Source organism: Aquimarina sp. ERC-38 (assembly GCF_026222555.1).
Taxonomy (GTDB): Bacteria; Bacteroidota; Bacteroidia; order Flavobacteriales; family Flavobacteriaceae; genus Aquimarina.
Window position 1 is genome coordinate 965,568 of sequence record NZ_CP098511.1, and the last position, 16,449, is coordinate 982,016.

A 16,449-nucleotide genomic window follows, 5' to 3' on the forward strand; every position below is an offset into this window, starting at 1 on the left:
TTGAAAGTGGTTTTTTATTTGCTTACTCTTATGTGACACACCTATAGCCCCCACTTCAAAAAGCTCAATACAGGGTTCGATAGGGGAACTCGGTACGGGTTTCAAAAGGAAACCTAGCTCAGGTTCATAGAGGGAAATTTGCATAATTCTAATTTACCTCTTTTACAAATTCATTTACATTCTTATTTTTATCTACCACAACAATCCGAGTTTTACCTTTTGGCAAGGCTAGAAAAAACGGTTTTGTTTTATCACTAACTTCTACAATATCCATAGGTACTGCTTCTTTATAATTCTCTTCTATATTAAAAGCTAATACCTGACACGGTAATTCAATATTGAAATCTGAAATATTAATTTCAACCCATTCTTTATCATCTGCTTTTACCCATTTGGGTCGATTGTGAATATAGCTTGTTTTAGGATGGAAAATAGCAATGTCATAATAGCCTTCTTTACCTTGTTTGATCTGATAGCTTGAATTCGTATGATCTACCAAAACTCTGGAAACTTTCAACTCCGGAATTGCATTATACAACGGATGATTATATTCAGCGTTGCTTCTTTCTGTAAAAATTATTTGATTTATGGTTAAAGGATCCTCTCCGGTTAAAATTTTTAAATGTTCTGCCATGGCTTTTCCCCAAAATGGATGTTTGCCTTCCAAAGCATGATCAAAACCTCCGTATATAAGCGTTTTTCCTTCCTTCTTCCCAGTTATAATATTTTTTGCCTGATTTATTTCACGATTATTATAATCACTCATATCATCATAAGGATATACCCAAAATCCCAATTGTAATGCAGTTCTTATTAACTCTCCAAATTGAGGTTCTCTAGAATAACTTCCTGACGTCATCAGCGGATATTTTCTTTGGTTGAGTAAGGTATCTTTATATTTCTTTTTAACAGATAAGGTTTCAACAGCTAAATTTTTAAAGCCTTGTTTGTATAATTCTTCTAATAAACTTTTGGCAAATATTCGATGTTGTGGTTGGTGATGTGCCTCATTTAGAATGGTATAATTAACTTTTGTTGTTTCTTGAAGGACAAAGTTTTTAGCGTTTTTAAAATGGTATACATTTAAAATACTGTCAATCTTTAGACTATTAAAACCTTTATATGTTCTTTTCTTTACAGCACTATCCCATGTCCGTAAAGCTTCTTTATACTCACCAATAGAAGACAGATAAAAAGCTGCGGTTTGCCCGTCTTTAGCTGCTAGTTCTTTTAACTCTGCTTTAAATTTATATTTATGATCGTAAGTACTTTCCTGTGCTTGTAATATGCTAAAAAATGGAATACTAAAAACAGTCAGGAAAAGAAGGTATTTTAAAAAATGCATCTTCTCAAATTCTCTTAGAATTTATCCCGAGGTGGTGCTTCCGGGAAGGCCATCATTCTTTTTTTTGTGATTCCGGTGATTTTAAAGTATTTTTTTACGTTTCCGTCCATATAACTTACAACCGCTTCGTTGTTCTCCAGGGTAAAAGGAATTGGTTTTTCTATGACAGGCAATTGGTTTCCGTATTCTTTTTTAGGATCATTGCTCATAACCATATCCTTTTTTTTATAAACCGAATGTTTGTAATTTCCGGAGTACCTTTTGCTATTTGGATTAAAGGTCAGGTCGATTTTCTTTCCCTGGAAATAGACTTCTTTTAATTCTACTTCCGGAGTTTCTTTGATTGGTAATATAACATTGAATCCACTACCACCTTCTTCAATTCCAGCCACCCATTCCTGAAAATAAGGTTGGTCAAAAGCAACCGGAGCTTTTTCTTCCATCCTAAATTGAGATTGATTCATTGTTTGTTTTTTAGTATCTGTAGTATTTTGACTTGTGGCACATTGAATAAACAGGGTAAGTATACTCATAAGCATACTAAACTGATATGTCTTTTGAAGTGATTTCATGTGATTTCTTTTATCAATTTTAAGTATTTATAAAATTACAATAGTTATGCCGTAAAATTAAAGGAATTTGATAGAATCCTTAAAACAAAAAAATTCCAACTGTATTACCAGTTGGAATTCTAAATGTGTTTTTTAATAAAACTTATCCATTTAGTGCTTCTGCACCTCCTACAATCTCTAAGATTTCGTTAGTAATTGCGGCTTGTCTTGCTTTATTGTATGAAAGTTTTAAGGAATCTCTCAATTCGGTTGCATTATCCGTTGCTTTATGCATGGCGGTCATACGAGCACCGTGCTCAGAAGCAAAAGAGTCTCTGATTGCCTTATATAACTGTGTTTTTAAAGACTTTGGGATTAATTCTTTTACAATTTCCGCTTGTTCGGGTTCGTAGATATAATCAATGGTGGTTGTCGCCGTTACCGTTGTAGTCGGAGCTTCGATAGGTTTAATAGGTAAAAACTGTTCTACTGTTACATCCTGTGACGCAGCATTTCTAAATTTGTTATATACCAATTCAATACGGTCATAAGCTCCGTTTGTATATAATTCCATCAACCGGTCTGCAATCTTTACTACGTTATTAAAAGTCAAATCCTCGAAAAGACTACTTTCATTAGCAACGATTGTATGTGTTTTAGATAGGATATCATTGGCTTTTTTTCCAATAGTTACAAAATCCACTTGTTTCCCGGCGTATACATTTTCGTATAGATTACGGGAAGCTTTAATAATATTGGTATTAAAAGCTCCTGCCAATCCCCGGTTAGAAGCAATGGCTACTACTAACACCTTGTTCACCACCCGTTGTTCTGAAAATACGCTGGCATTGTCTCCTTCTAAAGCGGCACTTAAACTTTGTAATAATTCCGTCAATTTATCCGAGTACGGACGCATTGCGGTAATTGCGCTTTGCGCTTTGTTCAACTTTGCTGCCGATACCATTTTCATGGCACTGGTAATTTGCATCGTTGACGATACTGAGGTAATCCTATTTCTTAATTCTTTTAAATTGGCCATTCTTTTATCAAGTTATGAGTTATGAGTTATGAGTTATGAGTTTTTGATAATTTTTACCAAAATTCTAATAAGCTCATCACACTTCCTCAATAAATCATTGGGAATTTCCATTATCGTTTCCTGAATAACTAAGAGCCAAAACTCAGTTTCATCAGCTTCTTTTAAGGCAATTCCGAATTTATGTTTAAAATCTTTAGTGCTAACACCACGTTGTGCTTCTCGTATATTAGCTCCAATACTTGTTCCTGATCTCAAAACCTGAGATGCAATCTCGTATTCTTTTTTCTCTTTCAAAGCATGTGCAAAATGAACAATATCACAAGCAAAATCAAAACTCTTTTTTCGAATTGGGCTGTCGTTCATATAACTCATAACTCTGCACTCCTAACTCAACACTAAGCTACTTATATTTCGCAGCGATTTCGGTTACGGCGGATCTTAGCGTGTCGGTTACTTCGTCTGTTAATTTTCCGGCTTTTAACGTATCTAAAGTGCTTCTATGTTTTGCGTTTAGATATTCTATATAATCACTTTCAAATTCTTTGATCTTATCTACAGGAACGTCTTTTAATAAGTTTTTAGACCCGGCATAAATAATAGCAATTTGATCTTCTACTGTATACGGATCGTTCTGTGCTTGCTTTAAAATTTCTACGTTTCGCTTTCCTTTTTCGATTACATTTAAAGTCGCGGCATCCAGATCAGAACCAAACTTGGCAAAAGCTTCTAGTTCACGGAACTGGGCCTGGTCTAGCTTTAAAGTACCTGCTACCTTTTTCATGGATTTGATCTGTGCAGAACCACCTACTCGTGATACGGAAATACCTACGTTAATGGCAGGACGTACCCCGGAGTTAAACAAATCAGAAGTTAAGAATATCTGTCCATCTGTAATCGAAATCACATTAGTTGGGATATATGCCGAAACATCACCTGCTTGCGTTTCAATTAAGGGTAATGCCGTTAGCGAACCTCCTCCTTTTACTTTCCCTTTTAAAGATTCCGGAAGGTCGTTCATATCTTTAGCAATGCTATCATCATTAATCACCTTTGCAGCTCGCTCTAATAAACGGGAGTGTAAATAGAATACATCTCCAGGATAAGCTTCACGACCCGGCGGACGACGAAGTAATAAGGATACTTCACGATACGCTACCGCTTGTTTAGAAAGGTCATCATATACAATTAATGCAGGCCGACCTGTATCTCTAAAATATTCTCCAATAGCTGCTCCTGCAAAGGGTGCATATACCTGCATGGGAGCCGGATCAGATGCATTTGCCGCTACAATGGTGGTGTAGGCCAAAGCACCTTTATCTTCTAATACCTTAGCAATACCTGCAACCGTAGAGGCTTTTTGACCAATGGCCACATAAATACAATATACCGGTTCTCCGGCATCGTAAAATTCTTTTTGATTTAGGATCGTATCAATACAAACGGTAGTTTTACCAGTCTGACGGTCACCAATCACCAATTCCCGTTGACCACGGCCGATAGGTACCATGGCGTCAATTGATTTGATACCGGTTTGTAAAGGTTCTGTTACCGGTTGTCTGAAAACTACTCCGGGGGCTTTACGTTCTAATGGCATTTCAAAAGTTTCACCGGAAATCTTACCTTTACCATCGATGGGTGTTCCTAAAGTATCAACCACACGTCCTACGATTCCTTCACCTACATTAATAGAAGCAATGCGCTGCGTACGTTTTACAGTAGCTCCCTCTTTTACCTCTGTTGAAGGTCCTAAAAGTACCACCCCAACATTGTCTTCTTCCAGGTTTAATACAATTCCTTCTAATCCGGATTCAAATTGTACTAATTCTCCGTACTGTGCATTTGCCAAACCGTACACCCGGGCAATACCATCCCCAATTTGTAATACTGTTCCGACTTCTTCTAAAGAAGCCGTAGCTTCAAAATCTGACAATTGTTGTTTTAAAATTGCTGAAACTTCAGCTGGATTCACCTCTGCCATTGTTTGTATATTTATTTACAAGTTTCCTTGTTTCTTGTACGTTCTTTTTATGCTTAGTTACTTAATTCTCTTCGTAGGGTAGTTAGTTTATTCTTTATACTTGCGTTGTACTGTAAATCCCCTACACGTAGTATAAATCCACCGATAATACTTTCATCTACAATATTTTCCAAAACCGCTTCGTTGCCCGTAAGTTCTTTAACTTTAGCTTTTACTTTCATACCTAAAGAAGCATCTAAAGGAATTGCCGTAGTCACTTTAGCAACCTGTATGTTATGCATTTTATCATACAACTGCTGGTAGTTTATAGCGACTTTATCTAAAATTTCAATACGCTTATTCCGGATTAAAATTTCAAATAGGTTTTGAGTGATGTCCTGCGAATTTTTAAAAATTTCTTTAAGAGAAGCCAACTTTACTTCGCTTTTAATTAAAGGACTCTGCAACACCATTCGTAATTCGCCACTAGCTTCAATAGTATCGCTAATACGTTTCATATCTGTTTGAACGTCCAGCATTTTGTTTTGATCCTTAGCTAAACTTAAAACAGCTTTAGCATATCGTATTGCGGCTCTACTCATTATAAATTATTTTAAAGTCACATCACCTAGCATAGAATCTACCAACTCCATTTGCCTGTTTTTATCACTTAACTCTTGTCGTACTACTTTTTCAGCAATCTCTACGGATAAGATAGCAACCTGACTTTTTAGTTCGGCAATGGCAACTTTCTTTTCATTAGCAATCATTGCCTGTGCATTTGCCACCACTTTATCAGCTTCTGCCTGTGCCTGCTCCTTAGCTTCTGCGATCATATTATCTTTAAGCTGTCTGGCTTCTTTTAACATTCCATCTCGCTCTGCCCGAGCTTCGTTTAAAATACGTTCATTATCCGCCTGAAGGTTTTGCATTTCTTTTCTTGCATTTTCTGCTGATTTCAATGCGTCCCTGATTCCTTCTTCCCGATTGTTTACAGAATCCAAAATTGGTTTCCAGGCAAATTTTCTCATCAAAAGGATTAAAATAAGCAGGATAACCGCCTGCATAATGAATAACCCTGGTGAAAAATCATTTAATAAATCCATTCTTTACTTATAATTTATATATGCTCTTCTATTATTGATCAATTTTGATTTTAAAATAGGTCCCATAACCAACCGTTATGGGAACCCTATTCTTTTAAAAATTAACTTCCTAAGATTAATGCACCAAAGGCCAAACCTTCTAAAAGGGCACCAATGATGATCATCGCAGTCTGAATTTTACCTGAGGCCTCTGGTTGTCTAGCAATAGCTTCCATTGCCTTACCACCTATCTGGCCTAGTCCGATTCCTCCTCCAATTACGATTAATCCAGCTCCTATTAAATTAAGAGTTCCAGTCATAACTAAATTGATTTATAAAAATTAAACAAAGTCTTTATTTAAACAATTGAATTGTCTTCAAGCCCGTGTACGTTTCCGTCATGAGCGTGTTCGTGATCATGTTCTTCTACTGCCATTCCAATAAATAGCGCAGATAGCATTGTAAATATAAATGCCTGTAAAAAAGCTACTAAAAGTTCTATTACCGTAATAAAAAGTGATAATACCAGAGAAACACCGGTAGAAGCTACTGCTCCAAAGGCCGCTTTCATGGTTATCATTAAAGCGATAAGGCTCATTACAACAAAGTGTCCTGCAGTGATGTTAGCAAACAGACGAATTAATAGAGAAAACGGTTTTGTAAACATTCCTAAGATCTCTATTGGCATTAGAATAATTTTCATAATTACCGGTACGCCAGGCATCCAAAAAATATGTTTCCAATAATCTTTAGACCCACTAAACTGAACAATAATAAAGGTAAACACTGCTAAACAAACGGTTACTGCAATCTGACCGGTTATATTAAACCCAAAGGGGGTAAGACCAAATAAATTGGAAATCCAGATGTAGAAAAACACCGTTAATAAAAACCCCATATATTTTCGATACTTCTTTTCACCAATATTAGGTCGGGCTATTTCATCGCGAACATAAAGGACAATAGGTTCTAATATTCTTGAAAACCCTGTAGGCACCGAAGATTTTTTATAATTTCTGGCTAATGCCGAAAAGATCAACAACATAAGTAGACCAACCAGTATCATCCCCAATACGCTTTTCGTTATTGAAAAATCCAGCGGTCTTTTATTTGTAGGATGATTCTTTTCGTCAAAAGTAAGGGTACCACTGGCATCCGTTTTATATATTTTTTCGTGGTATAATTTATAATAATTGCCATTTACTTCGGCTACTGTCTCCCCATGATGAAATTTAGATGAAGAAAATATCTGCAATCCATCATCCCATAAAATAATTGGTAAAGAAAAGCCAATATGTTTTCCGGTTTTACCATCAGTATACAAAACAAAATCATGAGAATCCTGTAAATGATGTTCGATATACGCTTTAATTTCTTCTTTAGTATCTACCGGATTTCCTGTCTGACTTTTTTCATCATTCTTTGCTACAACCAGAACACTTACTAAAAAGATTTTAAAAACTAATATTCTTTTTAAAACATTAAAATCTAAACTCATACGTTACCTAACTCCTATTTTAATTAATAGTGCAAATTTGGGTGCAAAAGTACGCAATTAAATTAGATTCTTAAATTATTTAAGAAAATAAGTTTGTGATAAAAACAAAACAATTAACTAATTATTAATCAGTACTTTAAATCTTTTATGATTTTAGTTACTCCAAGAATTTCTATAAGTAGACCTATTATAAAAGGAATGAATAACTGTATTTTAGAAAAGGAGATGTGATCCTTCAGGTAAAATTTATACACTGCAAGGAATAAAAAAAGTTTAAAGAAGCTAATTCCAAGATAATAAAATCCAATTTTATTTTTAACTACCCCTTTTAGTAAGTAGATCAGAACTAAAATTAAAACAGACGTCACAATACTGCCAAAATATACCCAAAACAAAATCATTGTATAGAATTACTTAGTATTAATTGTTGTTTTAAGTAAGAATTTAGATTGAGACGAATGGGTATTATAATAGTACTACAAATTACGATTTCATCTCGAAATCCTCCATAAACTTGGTTGTATAGTTGCCCGAAATATAATCAGGATGATCCATTAGTTGTCTGTGAAAAGGTACAGTGGTTTTGATTCCTTCTACAATAAATTCGTCTAGTGCCCTTTTCATTTTATTAATGGCTTCCTCACGAGTTTGCGCGGTAGTAATCAACTTTGCAATCATCGAATCATAATTGGGCGGAATACTATATCCGCTATACACATGCGTATCTATACGAACTCCGTGTCCTCCAGGAATATGCAGATTCGTAATTTTACCAGGAGAAGGCCTAAAGTCTTTATGCGGATCTTCAGCATTAATTCGGCATTCTATAGAGTGTAACTGCGGATAATAATTTTTACCAGAAATTGGCACTCCTGCAGCTACTAATATTTGTTCGCGGATCAAGTCATAATCTACTACCTGCTCTGTAATCGGATGTTCTACCTGGATTCGGGTATTCATTTCCATAAAGTAGAAGTTACGATGCTTATCAACTAAAAATTCAACGGTACCTGCTCCTTCGTATTTTATAAATTCTGCTGCTTTTACGGCTGCTTTTCCCATTTTATCCCGTAATTCATCGGTCATAAAGGGAGAAGGTGTTTCTTCAGTTAATTTTTGATGTCTTCGTTGTACGGAGCAATCTCTTTCGGATAAATGACAAGCTCGACCGTTACTATCTCCTACTACTTGTATTTCAATATGCCTGGGTTCTTCAATTAATTTCTCCATATACATACCATCGTTCCCAAAAGCAGCACCTGCTTCCTGACGGGCACTATCCCAGGCTTTCTTTAGGTCTTCTTTTTTCCAGACCGCACGCATTCCTTTTCCGCCTCCACCAGCAGTTGCCTTTAACATTACCGGATACCCCATTCCTTTGGCTATCTTTTCTGCTTCTTCATAAGATTCCAATATTCCTTCACTACCAGGAACGGTGGGTACTCCTGCTTCTTTCATGGTGGCTTTAGCCGTTGCTTTATCCCCCATTTTATCAATCATTTCAGAACTGGCACCTATAAACTTAATATCATGTTCCTCACAAATTTTAGAAAATTTTGCGTTTTCCGATAAGAACCCATAACCCGGATGAATAGCATCAGCATTAGTGATTTCTGCAGCCGAGATAATATTTACCATTTTTAAGTAAGATTCATTGCTAGGTGCAGGTCCTATACAAACTGCTTCATCGGCAAAGCGTACATGAAGGCTCTCAGCATCTACCGTAGAATATACAGCTACGGTTTTAATTCCCATTTCCTTACAAGTCCTGATAACCCGTAAGGCTATTTCACCTCTATTAGCAATTAATATTTTTTTAAACATACTTAGTTGTGTTTGGAGGGTAACCTATTAATAATTACAATATTTTACTTAGAAACAAGGGTTTAAGTTTATTATCCTGTAATTATCTGTATTTTGGTATTAATAACTTATTTGCTATGAAGGATCCACTATAAATAAAGGTTCGTCAAATTCTACCGGAGAAGAATCATCAACCAATACTTTAACAATGGTACCTGAAACTTCGCTTTCAATTTCATTAAAAAGCTTCATAGCTTCTATGATACAAAGTACATCTCCTTCTTTTATGGTATCTCCAACTTCAACAAATACCGGTTTATCAGGAGAAGGTTTTCTGTACAACGTACCAATAATTGGTGATTTAATAGTGATATGGTTCGGATTACTTTCTGTATTTGAAGCACTTTTAGGTGCTTCATCTTTATTATTGTCAGGAGCCGAGGTTGCCTGTGTAGTAGTATTAACAGGAACTGCCGGTATAGGTGCTGTATTTACCGGAATTTGCTGTACATACGTAGTTTCTTTTGTATCTTCCGAACCGGTTTTAATGGTAATTTTTACGTCATCCATTTCAAGCTTTACTTCGCTTGCCCCTGATTTGGCAACAAATCTAATTAAATTCTGAATTTCTTTTAAATCCATAATGTTTAATAATTGTGTTTAGTATTTAGGAATTATAAGCCCATTTTACATACATGGAACCCCAAGTAAATCCACCTCCAAAGGAAGCAAAAACCAAATTATCCCCCTTCTTTAATTTTTTTTCGTAATCACTTAGTAATAATGGCAAGGTTGCTGATGTAGTATTGCCATAACGATCTATATTCATCAGCACTTTTTCACTTGCTAAACCCATACGGTTTGCCGTAGCATCTACAATTCTTTTGTTTGCCTGGTGTGCAATTAACCAGTCTACATCTTTACTGGTCAGGTTATTACGTTCCATAATCTTTGAACTGGCATCTGCCATATTAGAAACTGCATATTTAAAAACCGTCTTACCATCTTGTCTGACAAAATGCTTTTTATCTGCAACCGTTTCTTGTGTAGGTGGTAAAAGAGATCCACCTGCTTCTATCCTTAAAAAGTCTCTGCCTATCCCATCTGATCGAAGGTATTCATCCTGTACTCCCAATCCCTCATAGTTAGGTTCGAATAGGGCAGCACCACCCCCATCACCAAAAATAATACAGGTAGTTCGATCCTTATAGTCAATTATGGATGACATTTTATCTGCACCAATCAGCAATACTTTTTTATATCTTCCTGATTCGATGTAGCGTGCAGCGGTAGACATTCCGTATAAAAAACTGGAGCATGCCGCCTGCAAATCATAAGAGAATGCATTTGTAGCATGGATAGCACTGGCAGCATAAGCTGCAGTTGCTGCTACCATCAGATCCGGTGTTGCGGTAGCGAAGATAACCATATCAATTTCGGAAGGGTCTACGTCGGTCTTTGATAATAAATCTTTTGCTGCTTCTATTCCTAGAAATGAGGTGCCTTTATCACTATCTTTTAGAATTCTTCTTTCTTTAATTCCAGTACGACTAGTGATCCATTCGTCATTAGTATCAACCAGTGTTTCTAAAACTGCATTTGTTAATACATATTCCGGCACGTAAGCGCCTACGGCTGTAATAGCAGCTGAGATGTTACTCATTAGTAATTTTTTAGTGATGCGTTACTACCAAAATTGCAATTAAACGCCGAAATTTACCAATTCTGATACAAATATGGCTTAAAATAACAGGATTTTACCATATTTTCGATTAAAAACAAAAAAACCCTCACTATAGTGAGAGTTATTCATTGTTTTTAATAAAACTCTTAAGCTGCCGCTTCTTCTTCAGTATTGTCGATAATAACCTGGCCCCGGTAGTATAATTTACCCTCAAACCAATGTGCTCTATGATATAAATGTGCTTCACCCGTTGTAGGATCTGTTGCAATTTGCGGTACAGTTGCTTTATAATGTGTTCTTCTTTTATCTCTTCTGGTTTTCGAGATTTTTCTCTTAGGATGTGCCATTGTTCAGCTAATTAATCGTTTAATAAATTTTTTAATTGATCCCAACGCGGATCTGTTTCTTTTTCCTGCCGGTCTTTTTTATTATCTCTTCCTCCCGGATGTAACTCTTCCAGTTTGTCTAATATATCCGAATCCAAAGACCCGTCTTCAACGCCAGGATGTACTCTTTTTAAAGGTACGCCCAGTACAATCAGTTCGTATATATATTGTTGAACGTTTACCTGGTAATCTCCATGTGGTAAAATCAACAATTCTTCATTCTCATCATTGAACTCAGCACCAAACTTAATTACTAAAAAAAGTTCGTTTTGTACTGCTAGGTCAAAGGGTTCATTAGTTACATCACAGTTCACATTAACCGTTCCCTGTGCTTTAAAATTAAGCTCCATTAAAGTAGACTTCTTCTCAAAAGCCAAATCCACTTTTACCGAAGCACTATTAAACTCTTCGTATGCTAAATGCTCAAAAAATGAGTTGTCAATTATATAATCAAACTGATGTACGCCAATCTTCAATCCAACAAAAGGGATGGTATATTCCTTTAATGGTTTCATTTCCTATCAGTTTACTCGCCTTATCACGTCGATAAAGGCGGGTGCAAAGATACTAAATTTTTTAGATTTTTAACCCTTCCGTATGAATTTAAATTTTATGGTTTTTCACTTTATCAACCTACGGTCTATTCTAAATGATTAGATTTCTTTTTCTGAAAACGCGACTTTCTAGGTTGCCGTTTTAAAGGGTTATCTGTAAGTTCTTCGTATTCTTTTCTGTTTTTATAAATTTTAAGAGCAGTAAAAACCGCTTCTTTAAAAGAACCGAAGTCCGCTTTGTTTTTTCCGGCAATTTCAAAAGCAGTTCCGTGATCCGGAGAGGTTCTAATTCTATTTAATCCTGCAGTATAGTTTACCCCTTTCCCGAAAGATAAAGTTTTAAAGGGAATCAAACCCTGATCATGATACGAAGCTATAATGGCATCAAAACTTTTATAAGTATCGGACCCAAAAAAACTATCCGCGGCATAGGGACCATAAACCAGTGTTCCTTTTTCATTTAGTTCTTTAATGGTGGGTTTTAAAACGTCTTCATCCTCATTACCAATCACTCCATTATCCCCACTGTGCGGATTTACTCCGAGTACTGCAATCTTTGGTTTACGGATACCAAAATCTTTTTGGAGCGCATCATGTATCGTGGTAACCTTACGTTTAATAAGTTCCGGGGTTATATGTCCGGAAATATCTTTAATGGCTACATGATCCGTAAGTAAACCCACTTTTAAGGTGTCAGTGATCATAAACATCAAGCTATTCCCTTCTAGTTCCTGTGCAAGGTAATCCGTGTGTCCGGGAAAGGTAAAGGTTTCGGACTGAATACTTTTTTTATTAATCGGAGCTGTTACCAATACATCCACGTCATTTTCTTTCAGAGCCTTCACGGCAGAAGTAAAGGAGCGAATTGCATAATCCCCGATTTTCTCATCTTCTTTTCCGAAATTGATCGCTACGGATTCTTTCCAAAGGTTATACACATTGATTTTTCCATCAACGATTTTATCTAACGTATCTATACCATGAACCGTTGTATCCACTTTATACTGTTTTTTTAAGAACGAAATAATTTTTACGGATGCAAAAATAACCGGAGTACAAAAGTCCAACATTCGGGGGTCTTCAAATGTTTTAAGCACCACCTCACTCCCAATTCCATTTAAATCTCCTATGGATATTCCCACTCGTATTTTTTGATCTTCCGTCATTTTGTCTATTTGTTTATACGTATTTTTGAAGTGGCTTTAGAAAATAAAGTGCAGCACACTTCTATTTATTGTGACTGCAAATTTAACCATTTAATTTTCATTTATGTTTACAGGGATCATTGAAGAAGTAGGAACTATTCTTCAGATTGAAAAAGAACAGGAAAACATGCATTTAACGGTACAATGTTCTTTTACCAAGGAATTAAAAATAGATCAAAGCGTTGCTCACAATGGGGTTTGCCTGACGGTGGTACGTAAAGATAAAGATGCTTATGTAGTTACTGCTATAAAAGAGACCTTAGATAAAACAAATTTAAATCGATTACAGGAAGGTGCTTCTGTAAACCTGGAACGAGGGATGAAACTCGGCGATCGGTTAGATGGGCATATTGTTCAGGGACATGTAGATCAAACTGCGGTTTGTACGGAAATTATGGAAACGGAAGGTAGCTGGCGTTTTACTTTTGAATACGATGCCTCTTTACATAATATGACTATTGAAAAGGGTTCGGTTACGGTAAACGGAGTAAGTCTGACCGTAGTGGATTCTAAACTCAACCAGTTTAGTGTTGCCATTATTCCTTTTACCTACGAGCATACTAATTTCAACACTTTTAAAGTAGGGACGGAAGTCAATCTGGAATTTGATGTGATTGGAAAGTATGTAAAACGGATTACTGAGTTGGGGTAGGTGTTATTGCTGATTTTGAATACAATATTGACAAATTGCCTCTAAAGATGTGTATACTATCTCTAATTCTTCCTTGTCAATTTGATAATTTTTATATCTGGAAAAATGACAGATATCATAAAGTTCTTTATACGAATACCAAATCTCTTGTGTTGTATTGTGCTCCACAAAAAATTTCATTGCTTCATGAGGCGTTCCTCCTATGAATTGATTAAAGGTTCTTCTGTACTCGTTATACGACTCAAACTCTAATTTTTTGCTTAAATCCGGATGTACATATTGGTTGGGGAAAAGGGAACCTTCAAAAAACTTCAAAGCAGTGTAGAATGCCGTAGTAACTTCCCAATCTTTAAAATTACCATTTGACTTTATAAACTTATGAGCGTTTAAATTATGGGTAGCATGATCAAAAGGGTTGTACTTTCTAGCTGCCATATTTTAAAATAAAACCATCAGAAGTAATATTATCAACCTCGATCATCTTTGAAAAAGACATTATAGAAAAATCTAATTCAATTTGATTATTAGTCTTATTAATTTCTTCCGATATAGAGTAAGCCTTTCTTCTCTTAGTTTTATCGTAATAGTCATTTTTAGCAAGAATTACTAAGCATTTAAAAGACGAAAAATGATCTACTTTCAAATACATATCTTTAACTTCAATATTTTGTTCATTTAATTTGGACTTAAGCAAAGAAGAAGATTGGGCTGCTGATTGCAAATTTTTTTGAAAATCAGCTTCTATTTCCTTGATAACATCATCTTTCCCTCTTTTATAGGAAGAATGTAAAAGTTCACCTATTGGCAACTGATCACCAATAATACCGAAGTCTATTAAATTTAAAGAATTATTCATTTCAAAATGATTTTATATCAATTTTGCAAGAATCGCTAAGATAAAATAAATATTCACGCGTATGTAAGTTTAATAATGAATTAATTAGCTCGTAGAATAGACATTATTTGTGGAGTAATACAACTATTGTTTTTCTCACTTCTTAAACTAAATATACTTGTTACTCTCCATGAAATATTAAATCAAAAAAGCCCAACCTATATAGAATAGATTGGGCTTGGAATTTTTTATACTTGAATTAAATCACCTTCCTGGTCATGAAAATGATATTCTAAATAAGTATAGGCATCTCTGGGTACTACTTTAATCCACTTTTTATGGTCTAAAAACCACTTGGATCTAGTAGAAGGAAAACCCTGTGTTAAGTATGCCGCAATAAAAGGATGTGCACTTAAAGAAACTTTTTTGTGCTCCTTTTTTAAAATTTTCTCAAGGTCTACTTGTATTTTATCTAACAATACAATAGGTGCTTCAACCTCTTGGTCACCACCACTTGGATTTTCTTCCCGGGTTTTAATTTTCATTTCGGGTCGAACACGTTGTCTGGTTATTTGAATTAAACCAAACTTACTAGGTGGTAAAATTTTATGTTTTGCTCTATCATCTTTCATTTCTTCTTTTAAATGATTAAAGAGCGTTCTTCGGTTGTTTGCATTATTCATATCAATAAAATCAACTACAATAATACCTCCCATATCGCGGAGGCGTAATTGTCTTGCTACCTCAGTAGCGCTAATTAGATTGACTTCTAATGCGGTATCTTCCTGGTTTTTTGCTTTGTTTGACCTGTTACCACTGTTCACGTCAATAACGTGCATGGCTTCGGTATGTTCAATGACCAGATAAGCGCCTTTGCTCATAGATACGGTTTTACCAAAACTGGTTTTAATTTGTCTTTCTATTCCGTATTTTTCGAAAATCGGAATTCGGGAATTATGTAACTTCACGATAGATTCTTTTTTTGGTGCCATTTCCAGGACACTTTCTTTGATATTATGGTAAAGTTCTTCATTGTCGACAACAATGGATGAAAAGGAATCATTAAATACATCTCTTAAAATAGAAGATGCACGATTCATTTCCCCTAAAACTTTAGAAGGGTGATGCGCTTTGTATATCTTTTTACACATAGACTCCCACCTTTCTAGCAAGTTTTGTAAATCTTTATCAAGTTCTGCTACTTTTTTGCCTTCTGCGACGGTACGTACGATAATACCAAAACCTTTGGGTCGGATACTTTTTACTAATCGTTTTAACCGGTCTTTTTCTTCATTAGACTCTATTTTTTGCGAAATAGAAATTCTTTTAGAAAACGGAACTAAAACAATATAACGTCCTGCAATGGATAATTCTGAACTGATTCTCGGACCTTTAGTCGAAATCGGTTCTTTTACAATTTGTACAAGTAAAGATTGATTTGATTTTAACACATTGGTAATTACCCCATGTTTATCAATATCTTTTTCAAAAGGAAAATCTTTTAACAAGTAGTTCTTTTGTTTTCCTGAACTCACACCTTTAATAAATTTTAATAAAGAAGCTACCTGTGGGCCTAAATCATGGTAATGCAAAAAGGCATCTTTCTCATAACCTACATTCACAAATGCGGCATTTAGACCGGGAACTGCTTTTCTAATTTTAGCGATAAAAATATCACCTACAGAAAAATCGCTGTTATCTTCTTCTTTATGTAATTCAATAAGTTTTCCGTCCTTTAACAAGGCAAAATTTGTAGAGTCACCTGATCTGATTATCAATTCTTTATTCACTCTGATAAGGTTTATTCCTGTAAATTACAGGAGATTCAACAAATTTTTAAATGAAAATCCTGATG

The 16,449-nt window shown here is 35.3% G+C and carries 19 protein-coding genes; 1 reads left to right on the forward strand and 18 read right to left on the reverse strand.

Going from position 1 to position 16,449, the window contains the following annotated elements:
* Positions 1 to 148: 148 nt before the first annotated feature.
* The 15 genes from NBT05_RS04140 to pdxA all read right to left on the reverse strand — a co-directional run bounded on the left by NBT05_RS04140 (position 149) and on the right by pdxA (position 13,068).
* A complete protein-coding gene (locus NBT05_RS04140; RefSeq protein WP_265772190.1) occupies positions 149 to 1,345 on the reverse strand; it encodes a hypothetical protein in 1,197 nt (398 codons plus the stop codon).
* Positions 1,346 to 1,359: 14 nt separating this feature from the next.
* Positions 1,360 to 1,917, reverse strand: a complete 558-nt coding sequence (locus NBT05_RS04145; protein ID WP_265772191.1) for a hypothetical protein — start codon at positions 1,915 to 1,917, stop codon at positions 1,360 to 1,362.
* 142 nt (positions 1,918 to 2,059) lie between these two features.
* Positions 2,060 to 2,935, reverse strand: a complete 876-nt coding sequence (gene atpG / locus NBT05_RS04150; RefSeq protein ID WP_265772193.1) for an ATP synthase F1 subunit gamma — start codon at positions 2,933 to 2,935, stop codon at positions 2,060 to 2,062.
* A gap of 33 nt (positions 2,936 to 2,968) precedes the next feature.
* Positions 2,969 to 3,307, reverse strand: coding sequence for a four helix bundle protein (locus NBT05_RS04155; protein ID WP_265772194.1), 339 nt, complete (start codon positions 3,305 to 3,307; stop codon positions 2,969 to 2,971).
* A 28-nt stretch (positions 3,308 to 3,335) separates the two neighbouring features.
* Positions 3,336 to 4,913: a F0F1 ATP synthase subunit alpha gene (gene atpA, locus NBT05_RS04160; protein WP_265772195.1), complete on the reverse strand. Its 1,578-nt coding sequence runs from the start codon at positions 4,911 to 4,913 to the stop codon at positions 3,336 to 3,338.
* Positions 4,914 to 4,966: 53 nt separating this feature from the next.
* The gene (atpH, locus tag NBT05_RS04165; RefSeq protein ID WP_265772197.1) at positions 4,967 to 5,494 is read right to left on the reverse strand and encodes an ATP synthase F1 subunit delta; all 528 of its coding nucleotides are present in this window, start codon (positions 5,492 to 5,494) and stop codon (positions 4,967 to 4,969) included.
* Positions 5,495 to 5,500: 6 nt separating this feature from the next.
* Positions 5,501 to 5,998 carry a F0F1 ATP synthase subunit B gene (locus NBT05_RS04170; RefSeq protein ID WP_265772198.1) on the reverse strand — a complete coding sequence of 166 codons (498 nt, stop codon included), beginning with the start codon at positions 5,996 to 5,998 and terminating at the stop codon, positions 5,501 to 5,503.
* 101 nt (positions 5,999 to 6,099) lie between these two features.
* Positions 6,100 to 6,297 (reverse strand): ATP synthase F0 subunit C, encoded by a 198-nt coding sequence (gene atpE / locus NBT05_RS04175; RefSeq protein ID WP_265772199.1) that lies wholly within the window; start codon positions 6,295 to 6,297, stop codon positions 6,100 to 6,102.
* A gap of 38 nt (positions 6,298 to 6,335) precedes the next feature.
* Positions 6,336 to 7,475 carry a F0F1 ATP synthase subunit A gene (gene atpB / locus NBT05_RS04180; RefSeq protein ID WP_265772200.1) on the reverse strand — a complete coding sequence of 380 codons (1,140 nt, stop codon included), beginning with the start codon at positions 7,473 to 7,475 and terminating at the stop codon, positions 6,336 to 6,338.
* 483 nt (positions 7,476 to 7,958) lie between these two features.
* A complete protein-coding gene (gene accC, locus NBT05_RS04185) occupies positions 7,959 to 9,299 on the reverse strand; it encodes an acetyl-CoA carboxylase biotin carboxylase subunit (RefSeq protein WP_265772201.1) in 1,341 nt (446 codons plus the stop codon).
* Between the two features lie 114 nt (positions 9,300 to 9,413).
* The gene (gene accB, locus NBT05_RS04190) at positions 9,414 to 9,920 is read right to left on the reverse strand and encodes an acetyl-CoA carboxylase biotin carboxyl carrier protein (RefSeq protein WP_265772202.1); all 507 of its coding nucleotides are present in this window, start codon (positions 9,918 to 9,920) and stop codon (positions 9,414 to 9,416) included.
* A 25-nt stretch (positions 9,921 to 9,945) separates the two neighbouring features.
* Positions 9,946 to 10,941 carry a beta-ketoacyl-ACP synthase III gene (locus tag NBT05_RS04195; RefSeq protein ID WP_265772203.1) on the reverse strand — a complete coding sequence of 332 codons (996 nt, stop codon included), beginning with the start codon at positions 10,939 to 10,941 and terminating at the stop codon, positions 9,946 to 9,948.
* Positions 10,942 to 11,108: 167 nt separating this feature from the next.
* On the reverse strand, positions 11,109 to 11,309 hold the full coding sequence (rpmF, locus tag NBT05_RS04200; RefSeq protein WP_265772204.1) for a 50S ribosomal protein L32: 201 nt from the start codon (positions 11,307 to 11,309) through the stop codon (positions 11,109 to 11,111).
* A gap of 11 nt (positions 11,310 to 11,320) precedes the next feature.
* Positions 11,321 to 11,863, reverse strand: a complete 543-nt coding sequence (locus NBT05_RS04205) for a YceD family protein (RefSeq protein WP_265772205.1) — start codon at positions 11,861 to 11,863, stop codon at positions 11,321 to 11,323.
* Between the two features lie 125 nt (positions 11,864 to 11,988).
* Entirely contained in the window at positions 11,989 to 13,068 is a 1,080-nt protein-coding gene (gene pdxA, locus NBT05_RS04210; RefSeq protein WP_265772206.1) for a 4-hydroxythreonine-4-phosphate dehydrogenase PdxA, read from the reverse strand.
* 103 nt (positions 13,069 to 13,171) lie between these two features.
* On the opposite strand from pdxA, the gene NBT05_RS04215 reads away from it, so the two are divergent.
* Positions 13,172 to 13,759 (forward strand): riboflavin synthase, encoded by a 588-nt coding sequence (locus NBT05_RS04215; protein ID WP_265772207.1) that lies wholly within the window; start codon positions 13,172 to 13,174, stop codon positions 13,757 to 13,759.
* A gap of 3 nt (positions 13,760 to 13,762) precedes the next feature.
* Here the strand turns inward: NBT05_RS04215 and NBT05_RS04220 are convergent, their stop codons facing one another.
* From NBT05_RS04220 to NBT05_RS04230, 3 genes are all read right to left on the reverse strand, one after another.
* A complete protein-coding gene (locus NBT05_RS04220; RefSeq protein ID WP_265772208.1) occupies positions 13,763 to 14,194 on the reverse strand; it encodes a hypothetical protein in 432 nt (143 codons plus the stop codon).
* Complete coding sequence (locus NBT05_RS04225; protein WP_265772209.1) at positions 14,184 to 14,615, reverse strand: hypothetical protein; 432 nt, start codon at positions 14,613 to 14,615, stop codon at positions 14,184 to 14,186. The genes NBT05_RS04220 and NBT05_RS04225 overlap by 11 nt, the downstream gene beginning before the upstream one ends.
* A 227-nt stretch (positions 14,616 to 14,842) precedes the next feature.
* A complete protein-coding gene (locus NBT05_RS04230; RefSeq protein WP_265772210.1) occupies positions 14,843 to 16,384 on the reverse strand; it encodes a ribonuclease E/G in 1,542 nt (513 codons plus the stop codon).
* Positions 16,385 to 16,449: the final 65 nt, after the last annotated feature.

What these genes read in the sequence shown, in the direction of transcription:
- atpE (WP_265772199.1), bottom strand. Translation starts at nt 6,297, where the DNA reads ATGACTGGAACTCTTAATTTAATAGGAGCTGGATTAATCGTAATTGGA.
- NBT05_RS04215 (WP_265772207.1), top strand. Translation starts at nt 13,172, where the DNA reads ATGTTTACAGGGATCATTGAAGAAGTAGGAACTATTCTTCAGATTGAA.
- NBT05_RS04145 (WP_265772191.1), bottom strand. Translation starts at nt 1,917, where the DNA reads ATGAAATCACTTCAAAAGACATATCAGTTTAGTATGCTTATGAGTATA.
- NBT05_RS04205 (WP_265772205.1), bottom strand. Translation starts at nt 11,863, where the DNA reads ATGAAACCATTAAAGGAATATACCATCCCTTTTGTTGGATTGAAGATT.
- atpA (WP_265772195.1), bottom strand. Translation starts at nt 4,913, where the DNA reads ATGGCAGAGGTGAATCCAGCTGAAGTTTCAGCAATTTTAAAACAACAA.
- NBT05_RS04170 (WP_265772198.1), bottom strand. Translation starts at nt 5,998, where the DNA reads ATGGATTTATTAAATGATTTTTCACCAGGGTTATTCATTATGCAGGCG.
- pdxA (WP_265772206.1), bottom strand. Translation starts at nt 13,068, where the DNA reads ATGACGGAAGATCAAAAAATACGAGTGGGAATATCCATAGGAGATTTA.
- atpH (WP_265772197.1), bottom strand. Translation starts at nt 5,494, where the DNA reads ATGAGTAGAGCCGCAATACGATATGCTAAAGCTGTTTTAAGTTTAGCT.
- NBT05_RS04220 (WP_265772208.1), bottom strand. Translation starts at nt 14,194, where the DNA reads ATGGCAGCTAGAAAGTACAACCCTTTTGATCATGCTACCCATAATTTA.
- accC (WP_265772201.1), bottom strand. Translation starts at nt 9,299, where the DNA reads ATGTTTAAAAAAATATTAATTGCTAATAGAGGTGAAATAGCCTTACGG.
- NBT05_RS04140 (WP_265772190.1), bottom strand. Translation starts at nt 1,345, where the DNA reads ATGCATTTTTTAAAATACCTTCTTTTCCTGACTGTTTTTAGTATTCCA.
- rpmF (WP_265772204.1), bottom strand. Translation starts at nt 11,309, where the DNA reads ATGGCACATCCTAAGAGAAAAATCTCGAAAACCAGAAGAGATAAAAGA.
- NBT05_RS04155 (WP_265772194.1), bottom strand. Translation starts at nt 3,307, where the DNA reads ATGAGTTATATGAACGACAGCCCAATTCGAAAAAAGAGTTTTGATTTT.
- atpG (WP_265772193.1), bottom strand. Translation starts at nt 2,935, where the DNA reads ATGGCCAATTTAAAAGAATTAAGAAATAGGATTACCTCAGTATCGTCA.
- atpB (WP_265772200.1), bottom strand. Translation starts at nt 7,475, where the DNA reads ATGAGTTTAGATTTTAATGTTTTAAAAAGAATATTAGTTTTTAAAATC.
- accB (WP_265772202.1), bottom strand. Translation starts at nt 9,920, where the DNA reads ATGGATTTAAAAGAAATTCAGAATTTAATTAGATTTGTTGCCAAATCA.
- NBT05_RS04225 (WP_265772209.1), bottom strand. Translation starts at nt 14,615, where the DNA reads ATGAATAATTCTTTAAATTTAATAGACTTCGGTATTATTGGTGATCAG.
- NBT05_RS04195 (WP_265772203.1), bottom strand. Translation starts at nt 10,941, where the DNA reads ATGAGTAACATCTCAGCTGCTATTACAGCCGTAGGCGCTTACGTGCCG.